Source organism: Dubosiella newyorkensis (assembly GCF_001945605.1).
GTDB lineage: Bacteria > Bacillota_I > Bacilli_A > Erysipelotrichales > Erysipelotrichaceae > Dubosiella > Dubosiella newyorkensis.
In genome coordinates, this window is the sequence record NZ_MPKA01000130.1 from 1 (window position 1) to 12,257 (window position 12,257).

Annotated in this window: 14 protein-coding genes; 6 read left to right on the forward strand and 8 right to left on the reverse strand. The window is 43.8% G+C overall.

The genetic code is table 11. The annotated features are described in order from the left end of the window. Nucleotides 1-182: 182 nt before the first annotated feature. The 7 genes from BO225_RS11200 to BO225_RS11230 all read right to left on the reverse strand — a co-directional run bounded on the left by BO225_RS11200 (nt 183) and on the right by BO225_RS11230 (nt 5,743). The gene (locus BO225_RS11200) at nt 183-1,340 is read right to left on the reverse strand and encodes a hypothetical protein (protein ID WP_076342292.1); all 1,158 of its coding nucleotides are present in this window, start codon (nt 1,338-1,340) and stop codon (nt 183-185) included. Between the two features lie 54 nt (nt 1,341-1,394). After that, entirely contained in the window at nt 1,395-1,940 is a 546-nt protein-coding gene (locus tag BO225_RS11205) for a hypothetical protein (protein WP_076342293.1), read from the reverse strand. Between the two features lie 2 nt (nt 1,941-1,942). Then, nucleotides 1,943-2,638, reverse strand: coding sequence for a CpsD/CapB family tyrosine-protein kinase (locus BO225_RS11210; protein ID WP_076342294.1), 696 nt, complete (start codon nt 2,636-2,638; stop codon nt 1,943-1,945). Next, a complete protein-coding gene (locus BO225_RS11215; RefSeq protein WP_076342295.1) occupies nt 2,608-3,420 on the reverse strand; it encodes a tyrosine-protein phosphatase in 813 nt (270 codons plus the stop codon). Before BO225_RS11215 ends, BO225_RS11210 begins: the two co-directional genes overlap by 31 nt. Next, nucleotides 3,413-4,168 (reverse strand): YveK family protein, encoded by a 756-nt coding sequence (locus BO225_RS11220; protein ID WP_083632201.1) that lies wholly within the window; start codon nt 4,166-4,168, stop codon nt 3,413-3,415. The genes BO225_RS11215 and BO225_RS11220 overlap by 8 nt, the downstream gene beginning before the upstream one ends. Nucleotides 4,169-4,289: 121 nt before the next feature. Next, entirely contained in the window at nt 4,290-5,165 is an 876-nt protein-coding gene (locus BO225_RS11225) for an alpha/beta hydrolase (protein ID WP_076342296.1), read from the reverse strand. Next, the gene (locus BO225_RS11230; protein ID WP_198936145.1) at nt 5,162-5,743 is read right to left on the reverse strand and encodes an NUDIX hydrolase; all 582 of its coding nucleotides are present in this window, start codon (nt 5,741-5,743) and stop codon (nt 5,162-5,164) included. Before BO225_RS11230 ends, BO225_RS11225 begins: the two co-directional genes overlap by 4 nt. A gap of 108 nt (nt 5,744-5,851) precedes the next feature. Here BO225_RS11230 and BO225_RS11235 point away from each other — a divergent pair, with 108 nt between their 5' ends. From BO225_RS11235 to BO225_RS11250, 4 genes are read left to right on the forward strand one after another with little or no spacing between them, the layout of a single operon-like run. After that, entirely contained in the window at nt 5,852-6,964 is a 1,113-nt protein-coding gene (locus BO225_RS11235) for an ABC transporter ATP-binding protein (RefSeq protein ID WP_076342297.1), read from the forward strand. A 1-nt stretch (nt 6,965) separates the two neighbouring features. Continuing rightward, nucleotides 6,966-7,859, forward strand: a complete 894-nt coding sequence (locus BO225_RS11240; RefSeq protein WP_083632202.1) for a carbohydrate ABC transporter permease — start codon at nt 6,966-6,968, stop codon at nt 7,857-7,859. An 8-nt stretch (nt 7,860-7,867) separates the two neighbouring features. Next, a complete protein-coding gene (locus BO225_RS11245; RefSeq protein WP_076342299.1) occupies nt 7,868-8,695 on the forward strand; it encodes a carbohydrate ABC transporter permease in 828 nt (275 codons plus the stop codon). Continuing rightward, a complete protein-coding gene (locus BO225_RS11250) occupies nt 8,692-10,269 on the forward strand; it encodes an extracellular solute-binding protein (RefSeq protein ID WP_076342300.1) in 1,578 nt (525 codons plus the stop codon). Before BO225_RS11245 ends, BO225_RS11250 begins: the two co-directional genes overlap by 4 nt. 27 nt (nt 10,270-10,296) lie before the next feature. Here BO225_RS11250 and BO225_RS11255 read toward each other — a convergent pair whose 3' ends face one another. Continuing rightward, entirely contained in the window at nt 10,297-11,061 is a 765-nt protein-coding gene (locus BO225_RS11255) for a hypothetical protein (RefSeq protein ID WP_076342301.1), read from the reverse strand. A gap of 132 nt (nt 11,062-11,193) precedes the next feature. Here BO225_RS11255 and BO225_RS11260 point away from each other — a divergent pair, with 132 nt between their 5' ends. Beyond that, a complete protein-coding gene (locus BO225_RS11260) occupies nt 11,194-11,460 on the forward strand; it encodes a hypothetical protein (RefSeq protein WP_076342302.1) in 267 nt (88 codons plus the stop codon). Nucleotides 11,461-11,740: 280 nt separating this feature from the next. Next, entirely contained in the window at nt 11,741-12,175 is a 435-nt protein-coding gene (locus BO225_RS11265) for an HTH domain-containing protein (RefSeq protein WP_336433330.1), read from the forward strand. The last annotated feature ends 82 nt before the right edge of the window (nt 12,176-12,257 follow it).

Sequence of the window (12,257 nt, forward strand, 5' to 3'; positions counted from 1 at the left end):
TTTTTGGAAAAGGAATCTCGGTAAATACAAGATCTTCATTATGAGCAGTGGTATTCGTTTCCATAGGGTAGCCACCTCCTGTGGTTACTCTACTTTAACTTTCATCAGGCTGCTACCCGCTGTTTTAATTCCCGCTTACTTTCTAGACGCACTCTTATGCCCATAGGAAAAGACGACAAAAACTAATTTGTCGTCTCTTGGTTAGGCTCTGAAGGAGTCGATGGCTCAGATGGAGTCGAAGTTCCTGGATCTGTTGAAGTTCCTGGATCTGTCGTTCCTCCTGGTACTTGATCACCTGGTGTTTGATCGCCTGGTATCTGGTCTCCTGGCGTTTGATCACTTGGAGTCTGATCGCCTGGCGTTTGATCGCTTGGCGTCGAAACGATCGGATCATTATACACAGGATAGTATGGCGTATTGTAGACAGGAGCAGAATTATCGGGTGCCGTATCGTTCGTTACTGGCTCTTGCGCGGCTGGCTTGCTTTCTTCCGCTTTTGGCGATGGGGTAAATGTCTTAGGATCGAACCAATCTTTGCCTTCTTCTTCTCGATAGGAGATCTTGTTTTTCAAGATTCCTTCTTTGGCTTGCTTGAGGATCGAAGCGATTTGTTTAGAAACATCGCTGATCTTGATCGAAGTTTGATCACCATTGTTGAGGGCGTCCCACGTCTCTTGGGAAAGAGGAACTTTTCCATTGATCATCGAAGTCAAAGTTTCTCCGTTGGCCACTTCTTTCGCGCTGAGGACATGGACCAAAACACTTTCTTTTGTTTCTTGCTGTCCGCTTTTGGCGATGATCTCGACTGTTTGATCGCCCACTTGACGAATATCGAGATCGGGAACGATCAATTCGACGCTCTCTTTGCTTGTCGCTAAAAAGTATTGTTTCAAATCAAAATCTTTCGCGTTTTGTTCCACATTGATCTGGGAAGGAAAATCGATGAATTTTGGCTTGCTTTCTGCTTCAGAAACGATCAGCTTGCTTTTCGCTTCTTGGTTTTTATAGCGAAGCGTGACTTGATACATACCTGGTTCGAGATATTCTTTGTCCTTGCTTGTGACGATCTTCGTCTTTGGATCGTAGCTGTACTTTTGTGGGGAATTCATGAGCGGGCTTTCGATCTCGATCTTTTCTTCGTCTTTTACCGGTTCTTCTAAAAAGAGAGAAGCGTTCAATCGAACAGGATCATGCGCGTTGATCTTGACTTCTTTCTTGACAAGAAGCGTTTCTTTTCCTTGTTGAACGACGTAAAAACCAATACCCCCAACAAGAAGACAAATGATTGCAATCAAAACGAGAATGCGATTTCTTTTTTTTACTTGACTGGTTTTCTTCATACTTTCAATCCTTTCCTGCTCATTATAGCAAAAAAAAACTGCTTAAAGCAGTTTTTATTCAATAATTGAACTGATCACTTCGCCACTATGCGCGTCGAGCGTGATATGGTTTTTCGTATCTCCGAATTGGAAGACAACCGTATATTCCGTTTTCGCGCTGTTGAGCTTGCATGAAAGATCGCTCACATCGCTTTGAGCCAATCCCGCGTTGGCGAGCGCATTATCGATCGCGATCTGCTTGTCGACCACATTACTTGGAGTCGTCTCCTGTGGTGTTTCTGTTTCTTTTTGATCTTGCTTTGGCGCCTCGCTTGGTTGCGCTTGCTCTTCGGATTGGGCTTCGACTTTTCCAAAACTTCGATCTTTGATGATCCCATCCATCCCGATCTTGTAGGTGTATTCTCCATTCCCCGCTCCAAAACGGATCACATATTCGCCATCTTTTTCTTTTGCGTCCAGGTCTTTTGCTTCTTCGACTGTCGTATCCGAATCATCTAAAGCGACTTCGGTCGCGTCTTCTAAACTCACTGTCGGTTTCGAGCTGCATCCGCTTAGAACAAGAAGTGACAAGCCGATCGCTATCCATTGTTTATATCGCATGCTTATTCTTCTCCATAGCCATATCCGTATCCATATCCGTATCCATACTTATGGCTTCCTGTATTTTCGACTTTGGTCAAAACGGTTCCGATCACATGCGCGCCATTCCGATTCAAATCTTCGATTGCCGAGCGGGCGGCGCGTTTGTCGGTTTCTTTGGCGGAAATGACATAGATCGTTCCATCGCACATATTCGAGATCGGCACTCCATCCGATACACGAGAGATCGGCGCACAATCGATGATCACATAATCAAATTCTTTTCGCGCCTGCTGAAGAAACTGTCCAAACTTCTTCGAAGAAAGGATCTCGGTCGGATTTGGGACGCGGCTTCCTGCCGGCAAGAAAAAGAGCCGGCTTCCGTTCTTGAATTGAAGCGAAACGACTTGCGGATAACTAAATACAGATTGTCCCGCTACATATTCGGTCAATAAATTCGTCAAACCTTCCGCGTTGGAGACTTTATACATTTTGTGGTCTGTCGGGTTGCGCAAGTCGCAGTCGATCAAAAGCACGTTTTGATATTTGTCCGCGAAGATGCGCGCAAGATTGGTCGATACTGTCGATTTCCCTTCGTTTGGAAAGGTCGAGAGAACGTTGATCACCTTGACCGTTTCGTCCACTTGAGAAAACTCTATATTTGTCCGAAGGTGTCGGAACACTTCATCTAGATTGAATTGGTCGATTTTTCTAGCCATGATTGCCTCCTAAAGATTCCTTTCTTTTCTATATGCACTTCGATCTGTTCGATCGGTTTATTCAATAAGATCCTTAATGGATTGGAATAAAGCAGCTTTTTCGCGTTCTCGATCCCAACTTTTTCGATCAATTCCGTTTCGATATCGCTAAGCTTTTCTACGCGGTGTCCTTCTGCTCGATGTGTATCGGTACAGATGATATGTCCATAGCCATGCTCGATCAGCCACCAAGCGTTTGCTTGGATCGTCTTCCCGTGCATTCCTTGCAGTGAAGTGCGGTTGATCTGAAAAATATATCCATTCTCTTTCCATTCACGGATCATTTCTTCATCGAGTCCGTGATGAAAATATCGTTCAACATGGGCGATGACAGGCTTCATGCCGCGAATCTCGACTTCATAGAGACGATCAGAAGCATCCGGGATCGAGTGGATCTCTTGACGGACGTCGAATTCGCACAATAAATAACGCGAACGATTAATCGTCTGATACAAGCCATTGTTGAGGGCGCGCACGAACGATTCGTCCATGAACATTTCCGCCCCCGCATAGATCTCTATGCCATATTTTTCGGCGAGAAACGCGAGCTCGATCTGCCTATCGCGCATCCTTTGGATCTGTTTGGAATCGAGCTGGTTGCTCACAAAATGCGGAGTCGAGCAGATCGCGATGATCCCATCCTCTCGAGCGCATTGAAGCGCTTGTCTTGCGCTTGCGACATCGGGCATGCCATCATCGATTCCCCAGGCGATATGGGAATGTAGATCGATCTTCTTAATCATCGAGTACAGGCAGTTCGCATAGTACCGGGATTCCTAAGTAGTTTTCTGCCTCCTCCTTGTTTTTGAGCCGCTTGTCCATGACGATCTGCAATACGACATACAATCCGCCAAGACCTAAGCCAAGCACCGCGCCGATCAAGGCGTTTCTTTTGACATGCGGACCGACTGGAACATAGGAGAGTCTAGGTTTGTCGACGATCTCGATATTGGATACGTTAAGCGTATCTTTCATTTGATCGATGAACGTGTTGACTGTCGAAGTCGCGATCGCTTTGGAAAGCTTGGCGTCTTCGGTCACGACATTCAAAGTGACCATCGTCGTATTTGGCGTATTCGTGACGCTGATCTCTTTTTTCAGCTCTTCTACGCTGCCGACCCCCGTTTCCCTGGCTACCTGTGAGAGGATATTGTTTTGGACAATCAAGGTCATCACGTTGTTGACGAGCTTTTCATTCGAATTCATCGAGTTGACATCGACATACCCGGCATCGGAAACCATCGGCGTCAAGAAGATCGAAGCGCTGGAAGCATATGTCGGCTTGATCAAGAACTTGGTTCCTAGACCCCCTACCAATCCTCCGATCACTGTCAAAAGCGTCAATAGGGCGATATGCTTTTTTAAAGCTCTCCAAACTTCGCCAAGATCGATCGTGATCTCATCATTGTCTTCTTCTGGCGGAATATACGAATTGATCGGATTTGCGCTCACTTGCGATCTTCGTAATGAATTTCTTCTATAACTTGCCATACAGCCTTCCTTTCTGTTTTCTTCTCTTTTTAACAAACAACTCTATTAAATCATAAATTTACAATTGAATCTATCTTTCCTTTCATTTTTATAAACAAAAAAAAGCATAGTTCAAAATCATCTATGCTTTATACGCTTCAAAGGCTTCTTTGATCCGTTTCGCCCTCCGGGCGATGATCTGTCTTGTATATGGATTTAAATTGGCATCAAAACAATGATAAAGTCCTTTATTTAAATACGTATGAACATCCACTCCTGCATCATAAAGCCATTTTCCATACTCGATGCCATCGTCTTTGAGCACATCGAATTGTTCGACTTCGATGATCGTTTTTGGAAGATTCACCATATTTTTTTCCTCCATCGGCGATAAATAGCTTGGCGTTCCTAAATCTCCATTTTTTGAATAGCGCGCCCACATTTTCGCATTCGCTTTCGTATTCCAGGAAGGCGTCTTTTTCATTTGAAAAGACTCTCCTCTCATTTTCCTATCCAAGACAGGATAGATGAGCATTTGAAGAGCGAGCGGGATGTTATGATTGTGGCAATACAAAGCTAGCGCGGCAGCAATACATCCTCCCGCGCTATCGCCCGCCACGCCAAGAGGAAGGTCGCTCCTTTCTGTAATATAGTCGAGCACCTGAATCGCGTCGAGCAAAGGAGAAGGAAATGGCTCCAAGGCGTAATCGACAAAAACGACGACGCAGTTGGCCTGTAGACAATATTGTTCGATGATCTCATAAAGGTAAGGAGCGGCTTTGCACAAAAAAGCACCCCCATGGAAATACAACAAAATTCCGTTGGGTCTAGTTTTGGGTTTGAAAATGGTGACTTTGACGCCATTCATCTTCATTTCGATCATCGGCGCTTTTGGGATTGGTTTAGGCATACGATCAATGAATCGATTGGCTTGTTTAGCGATCGTTTCGTTGAACAAAATCGACGGAAAACGAAAACACGCTGTTTTCCGGTAAGGATTGCAGATTTGAGTATTCATCGTTTTTCTTCCTTTTTTACACAATAGCACGTTTCAAGCATTTTCTCGACTTTTAAGATCGTATGGGCGCTCGAATTGCAGCAGATCGTATTGTCCATGACCATCTCGACCGCCTTGTTCAGCGGCACTTTTTGACTTTGTATCCATTCCGTTCGATCGAAGGAAGGCTCTTGGCTTTTTTGGCATTGGAGTGCCAAGAACAAATGCATCGTATTTCTCAGTTTGCTCGAAGAGTCATAGCTTTTTCCTAATTCGATCCACTGATTCGATCGATATCCTGTTTCTTCAAGGAGCTCTCGTTTCGCCGCTTCAAGCGGTTCTTCTTTTTCATCGATCATGCCTGCTGGCAGTTCGACAAGTGTTTGTTTGAGCGCTTGTCGATATTCAGATTTTAAAAGGATATTTCCTTCTGGATCGATGGCGGCGATCATGACGGCGTCCGGGATCTGGATTGAATAAAAGTCTTTGATTTCGACAAGGTTAGGCAGAAGTACATGTTCTTGATGGACTTCAAGCCATTTTGAACGAAAAACAATGGTATCTTTACACGTTTTCCAAGGTTTGATCGAATTTTTCAAAATAGAACCCTCCTTCTTTTTCTAGATCAATTATAAGCGCAATTTTCTCAAGGAATCGAAAAAAAACTGGTAAAATGAAGAAAATATGACTTTCAGAAAGGAACTGTTATGGAAATAAAACTAGAAAACTTGACGAAAATTTTTCCTGCGCGCAAGAAAGGTCAAAAGGAGGTCGTCGCTGTCGATGATTTTAACGATACGATTCCTGATGGAATGCTTGTCGCTTTGCTCGGTCCTTCGGGCTGTGGAAAAAGCACGACGCTCAATTTGATTTGCGGTCTGCTCAAACCGACTTCTGGAAAGATTTATTTTGGGGATCGGGATGTGACAAACGTCCCTCCTGAATATCGCGGGGTTGGGATGGTGTTTCAAAACTACGCGCTCTATCCGCATATGAGCGTCGAGCAAAATATTCGTTTTCCCTTGGAAAATTTGAAAGGCGATCAAAAGCTGTCCAAAGAACAAATGAAAGAGCGTGTTCTTGCTTCCGCAAAGCTTGTGATGATCGATTCTCTGTTGGACCGCAAGCCAAAAGAGCTCTCAGGTGGTCAGCAGCAGCGGGTCGCGATCGCTCGAGCGCTCGTCAAACTTCCGCAAGTGCTGCTTTTAGACGAGCCGCTTTCCAATTTGGATGCTAGACTTCGTCTGCAGACGCGGGAAGAGATCCGTCGCATTCAAAAAGAGACAAAGATCACGACGATCTTTGTCACGCACGATCAAGACGAGGCGATGAGCATTAGCGATATGATCGTCGTGATGAAGGATGGCAAAGTGCAACAGATTGGTAAGCCGCAAGAAGTGTACGATCATCCGATCAATTTATTTGTGGCCAAATTTCTTGGTACTCCTCCAATCAACGTGTTTGAAGGAGCGATCTTTGAGAATGGATTATGGATCGGCGAGGAAAAGCTGTTTGATTTGATGCCGACCGAAGATCGTCCTGTGTTCGTGGCGATCCGTCCAGAAGGTTTTGTTTTAGACGAGCATGGTCCTTTTTCGCTCGATTTGATTCGTCCAGAAGTTTTGGGAAGAGATATTAGTATCGTGGCGAAACACAAAAAGGCGCAAAGCGAAACGATCCGAGCGATCATCGACGCTTTTGAAGCGAAACATTTGCCAAAAGATATTGTTCGGTTTTATTTAAAGCCGCATAAAGTGCATGTGTTCGATGCGATCAGCCAAGAACGGATCGAATGTGTGATCCGAGAGAATGGAGAATAATATGGAAAAACAAAACTGGAAGGCTTTTTTATACTTACTTCCTGCCCTTGTTTTTTTGGGGGTGTTCTTAGTCTATCCTTTGATCGACGTGTTCATCTATTCGTTTGAAGAAGGATATTCTTCGGCTTCTCAATCGTATTTTGGGATCGGATTGTTCAATTATGAATATGTTCTGCACGATCCCTATTTCAAGCAGGCGCTGATCAATACGTTTGTTCTTGTGATCGTGACGGTCCCGATTTCGACGGGGATCGCTTTATTGATTTCTTTAGCTTTGAATTCGGTCAAGAAATTGAGAAGTTTCTTGCAGACGATCTACTTTCTTCCGTATGTGACCAACACGATCGCGGTAGGCATGGTGTTCATGGTTTTATTTAAAGAGACGCCCTATTCGCAAGGGGTGGTCAACATGCTCATTCAATGGGTCCACCTTTCTCCGGTGGATTTTATGGAGGGACCTTGGTGGGCGAAAATGTTCGTGCTCTGTTTTTATACGATCTGGATCGTCATGCCTTTCAAGATCTTGATCTTGACTTCGGCTTTGGCGAGTGTCGATGAACAATATTATAATGTGGCGAAGATCGATGGTACATCGAGTTCGCGGATCTTTTTTCGGATCACACTTCCGATGATCTCCCCTTCTCTGTTTTATTTGGTGATCACCGGATTCATCGGAGCTTTTAAAGCGTATAGCGACGCGGTCGCCTTGTTTGGCACGAATTTGAACGCGGCGGGCATGAATACGATGGTCGGTTATGTGTTTGATATGTTGTATCGAGATTCTGGAGGGTATCCTAGCTACGCTTCGGCGGCCGCGATCATTTTGTTCGCGATCATTTTGACGATCACGATCATCAACTTGCTTGTTTCGAAAAAGCATGTCCACTATAACTAGGAGGGTGTATGAAGTCTAAGAAAAAAGTGCTCGTATGGTTGCTTTTGGCTATTTGGGCGATCATTGTTTTGTTTCCTTTTTATTGGATGGTGCTGACTTCCTTGAAGGAGTATGGGGCGTATAATGCGGAATATATTCCACAATTTTTCACGCTGGCTCCTACGTTTGAGAACTATATTCAGGCGTTTACGGATGTTCCGCTTGGAAAGTATTTGTTGAATACGTTGTTTTTTGCGATTGTGACGACGGGGCTGATGGTGTTCGTGACGATCTTGGCGGCGTTCGCGTTTGCAAGGATGGATTTTAAAGGCAAGAATGTGTTGTTTACTTTATTTTTGGCGTTGATGATGATTCCTGGGGAGCTTGTTGTGATCACGAATTTTGTGACCATCACAGAATTGGATTTGAGAAACACGTTTTTAGGTTTGATCTTGCCATCGGTGACTTCGGTATTTTATATTTATTTATTGCGGGAAAATTTTGCGCAAGTGCCTGATCAATTGTATTTTGCGGCGAAAGTGGATGGAACTTCGGATTGGCGTTATTTATGGCGTGTCATGGTTCCGATCTGTATGCCGACTCTCGTGACGATCACGATCTTGAAGGTCATCGAGTGTTGGAATTTATACATTTGGCCAAGTTTGATCACGGACGATCCGAAATACTTTTTGGTTTCGAATGGGATCCAGCAAATTCGCGAGAGTGGTTTTGGTCGGGCGAACATTCCGGCAATGATGGCGGCTGTCGTGGCGGTGAGCGTGCCGCTGATCGTTTTGTTTTTGATCTTTCGAAAGCAGATCATGTCGGGTGTGGCGCAAGGAGGTACGAAGGGATGAGGAAACTTCTTGTTCTGCTTCTCGTTTGTTTGTTTTTGACGGGTTGTCATGGTTCTAGGTCGCGTGAAATGTTCGTGATGCCCGATCACTTTGATGATTCGAGAACGTATAATATTACATTCTGGGCGAAGAACGATACAAATAAAAACCAGACGGCGGTCTATAAACAGGCGATCGAAGATTTTGAGAAGCTGTATCCTAATATCAAAGTGCATATGAAGCTGTATACGGATTATGGAAAGATCTATAACGATGTGATCACGAATATTGGCACGGATACGACACCCAATGTCGCGATCACCTATCCGGATCATATCGCGGCGTATTTGGAAGGTCAAAATACGGTCGTTTCTTTGGATGAGCTGATGGTGGATGAAGAGTATGGTTTGAATGGTTCAGCTTTGAGGTTCGATAGTCCTTCAAAAGATGAGATCGTGCCTGCTTTTTTAGAAGAAGGGATCATTCAGAATCATCAATACGCTTTGCCTTATATGCGTTCAACGGAGGCTTTGTATATCAATAAAGATCTGGTGGAAAAGCTTGGCTATTCGATTCCGGATGTGATCACTTGGGATTGGATCTGGGAGGTTTCCGAGGCAGCGACAAAAAAAAACGCGGATGGAACGTATGTGGCGAATGGCCAGAAGGTGCTGATTCCTTTCATCTACAAATCGACCGATAATATGTTGATTTCTATGTTGAAGCAAAAAGGCGCACCCTATTCTACGGAAGCAGGGCATGTCGAGATCTTCAACGACGAGACGACAGATCTGCTGGAAGAAATTGGAGAGCATACGAAGTCGGGGGCGTTTTCGACGTTCAAGATTTCGGGCTATCCGGCTAACTTTTTGAATGCGGGTCAAGCTCTTTTCGCGATCGATTCGACGGCGGGGGCGACTTGGATGGGAGCGGATGCGCCGCTTTCGGATATTGCGGAAGATTCGAAAGTTGAATTTGAAACCGTGGTTCGTCCGATTCCACAGTATGATGTTGAGAATATTAAAATGATTTCACAAGGGCCTTCGATCACGATTTTTAACAAAAAAGATCCGCAGGTGGTTTTGGCTTCTTGGTTGTTCGCACAATATTTATTGAGCGACGAGGTGCAGGTCGCCTACGCTAAGACAGAGGGCTATTTGCCTGTGACGAAGAAAGCGATGGATTCGAAGGAGTATCAAGAATATCTCTCGAGAGCGGGTCAAGACAATGAAGAACATTATCGAGTGAAGATCGACGCGGCCAAGCTTTTGATGGATCATACGGAGGATACGTTTGTCACCCCTGTGTTCAATGGTTCGGCTTCGTTAAGAAACGCGGCTGGAGAGCTTGTGGAGAGCACGGTCAAGTCCGTGAAGCGGAAAGAAGAGATCGATCAAGATTATTTTGAGACTTTGTATCGAAAGACGGAAGGATTGTATCATTTGGATCAAGTGGGAACTTCGTCGATGGAAGGGCAAGATCTTGGTCCTTTGCCGACGTCTTCAAAGATCTTGTTGATTTCTTTGGCTGTTGTTTGGGTTGGGATCCTGGTGTATGTGATCCGCGATAAAATGAAACAAAAACAGAAGGCATAAAAAAAATTGGAGAATCTCCAATTTTTTTTATTTTACGCTGACTTTAATGATGTGTGGATTTGGCCCTTCGTACCAATAGAGGTAGCCTTCCATATCCACTGTGTCACCTACTTTGAGTTCTTTGACGGCTTTATAGACGTCGGAGTCTTTATCGGTCAAGTATGACTCGACAACGAAATTGTATGTTTTTCCATCTTTGGAAGCGTTGAAGTAGAGGTCGTCTCCTTCTTCGCCAGATCCATCGTAGTTATACAGATAGGCGGCGTTGTCATCGCCGATCGGCTCGATCGTCATATCTTTGAATTCGACATATTGATTTTGATGTTTGAGCAGCTTTTCCTCGTTTCCTAATAAGTCGGTCACGTTTGTGACTGGAGCGATATAATTTCCTTCCAGGATCTCGATCTTGGCGCCTTCTGCCACTTCGATCTCGCCAGACCATTCTGTTTTGTAGCCTGTGACTTTGATCTTCGTTCCTTCTTTAAGTTTGTCGTACAGGTCTTGCGAGCATTCAGCGTTATAGATGAAGTAAGCTCCATCTGGATCTTGGGTATACAAAGAAGCTTTGTCTTCCCACCACGATTGCTTGTTTTGAACATACGTTTCGATCACGACTTCGCTGTCAACATCGGCATCCATATACTCTTGATAGGTCATGACGCCTTCTGATTTTTTGGCTGGATCTTCGCTAGTTTCGCTTTGGTCGTTTTTGGCTGGAGCTGAGTTCGAGCATCCGCTCAAAGCGAGTCCAAACGCGAGCAGCATTGCTATAAGGGCATGTTTTGTTTTCATTTCTTCTCTCCTTTTACATTCATTATAAACGATTTATGGCCAGAGAAAAGATATTTTTCTACGGGCATAGAAAACGATTTTTCAGGATAGAAACCGTATAATGAATACAGTTAATAAAGGTAGGTAAACAATATGTCAGAAATTAAAAAAGATGTTCAAAACGAAGAAGTAAAACATGATGTGGATGTCATCAACCGCAAAGCCGCTGATGTGAAAGAACACGAAGCGCAAATCGAAAAAGATCGTACAAAGATGATGAAAGATCTTCATGAAAAAGAAATCGAGCATGATCAAAAAGTGATCGAGAAAAAAGAAAAAGATCTTGAAGCCAAAGGCGAAGAACTCGCATCGGATGATGTTGTTGGCGTAGTCGAAGAAGAAGTTACGATCGAAGAGTAACAAAAAAAACATTTAAAAAGCTATTCATTTTAAAAAGGACCATGATCGAAGTGGTCCTTTTTTAGGGTATCCAAAAACTTTTGGGGTTTAGTTTTTAGGGGTCACTTTTGGGGTATGACTTTTTAAACTGTACCCATAAAATTGGACACTTAAATTTTAGGGCTCCCTTATCTATAGACACTTGATTTAGGGGAAACGCCCTTATAAGTAGACAGTTTTATGGACAGATTTTGGATGGTAAGATGTATCTATATATCAGGACGGAAAGGCATAGATACATATGAGCAAAAAGACACATACCCATTCATTTTCACAGCAGGATATCAAAATAATGGAAAAAAATCCTTATGTCTCTTTTGTTTCAGAAACGACAATACGATTTACGGAAGAATTCAAAGAAATCGCTTATGCAGGCAAACAGACAGGAACTCCTCTTCCTGAAATTTTCAGAATACATGGTATCGATCCTGCTATCCTTGGAAGTAGTCGGGTAGAAGGTTTTTCCTATACTTTGAATAGAAGGAACAGAAAAGAAGATCCGGATCAAAAACGATCGAATACGAGTTATCAGCGTTCTCCAAAAACCGGAGAAGAATCTCTGATACAGCGGATCGAACAGCTGGAGCATGAGTTGGCTTATACGCGTCAGGAAGTAGAGTTTTTAAAAAAATGGTACTATGTCAAGTTTGAGGACAATCTAAATTTCTGTTTTTGACAAATCCGAAAAAATTTGTTCCGCTTTCCATTGACTACGGGTCCCTATCCCTAAGAACCCATTTCTTGTTGCTTTTCAAACT

Excerpts from the sequence above, each read along its gene's own strand:
- BO225_RS11245 (WP_076342299.1), top strand. The coding sequence starts at position 7,868 with ATGAAGTCTAAGAAAAAAGTGCTCGTATGGTTGCTTTTGGCTATTTGG.
- BO225_RS11220 (WP_083632201.1), bottom strand. The coding sequence starts at position 4,168 with ATGGCAAGTTATAGAAGAAATTCATTACGAAGATCGCAAGTGAGCGCA.
- BO225_RS11260 (WP_076342302.1), top strand. The coding sequence starts at position 11,194 with ATGTCAGAAATTAAAAAAGATGTTCAAAACGAAGAAGTAAAACATGAT.
- BO225_RS11225 (WP_076342296.1), bottom strand. The coding sequence starts at position 5,165 with ATGAATACTCAAATCTGCAATCCTTACCGGAAAACAGCGTGTTTTCGT.
- BO225_RS11255 (WP_076342301.1), bottom strand. The coding sequence starts at position 11,061 with ATGAAAACAAAACATGCCCTTATAGCAATGCTGCTCGCGTTTGGACTC.
- BO225_RS11215 (WP_076342295.1), bottom strand. The coding sequence starts at position 3,420 with ATGATTAAGAAGATCGATCTACATTCCCATATCGCCTGGGGAATCGAT.
- BO225_RS11235 (WP_076342297.1), top strand. The coding sequence starts at position 5,852 with ATGGAAATAAAACTAGAAAACTTGACGAAAATTTTTCCTGCGCGCAAG.
- BO225_RS11265 (WP_336433330.1), top strand. The coding sequence starts at position 11,741 with ATGAGCAAAAAGACACATACCCATTCATTTTCACAGCAGGATATCAAA.
- BO225_RS11250 (WP_076342300.1), top strand. The coding sequence starts at position 8,692 with ATGAGGAAACTTCTTGTTCTGCTTCTCGTTTGTTTGTTTTTGACGGGT.
- BO225_RS11240 (WP_083632202.1), top strand. The coding sequence starts at position 6,966 with ATGGAAAAACAAAACTGGAAGGCTTTTTTATACTTACTTCCTGCCCTT.
- BO225_RS11205 (WP_076342293.1), bottom strand. The coding sequence starts at position 1,940 with ATGCGATATAAACAATGGATAGCGATCGGCTTGTCACTTCTTGTTCTA.
- BO225_RS11210 (WP_076342294.1), bottom strand. The coding sequence starts at position 2,638 with ATGGCTAGAAAAATCGACCAATTCAATCTAGATGAAGTGTTCCGACAC.
- BO225_RS11200 (WP_076342292.1), bottom strand. The coding sequence starts at position 1,340 with ATGAAGAAAACCAGTCAAGTAAAAAAAAGAAATCGCATTCTCGTTTTG.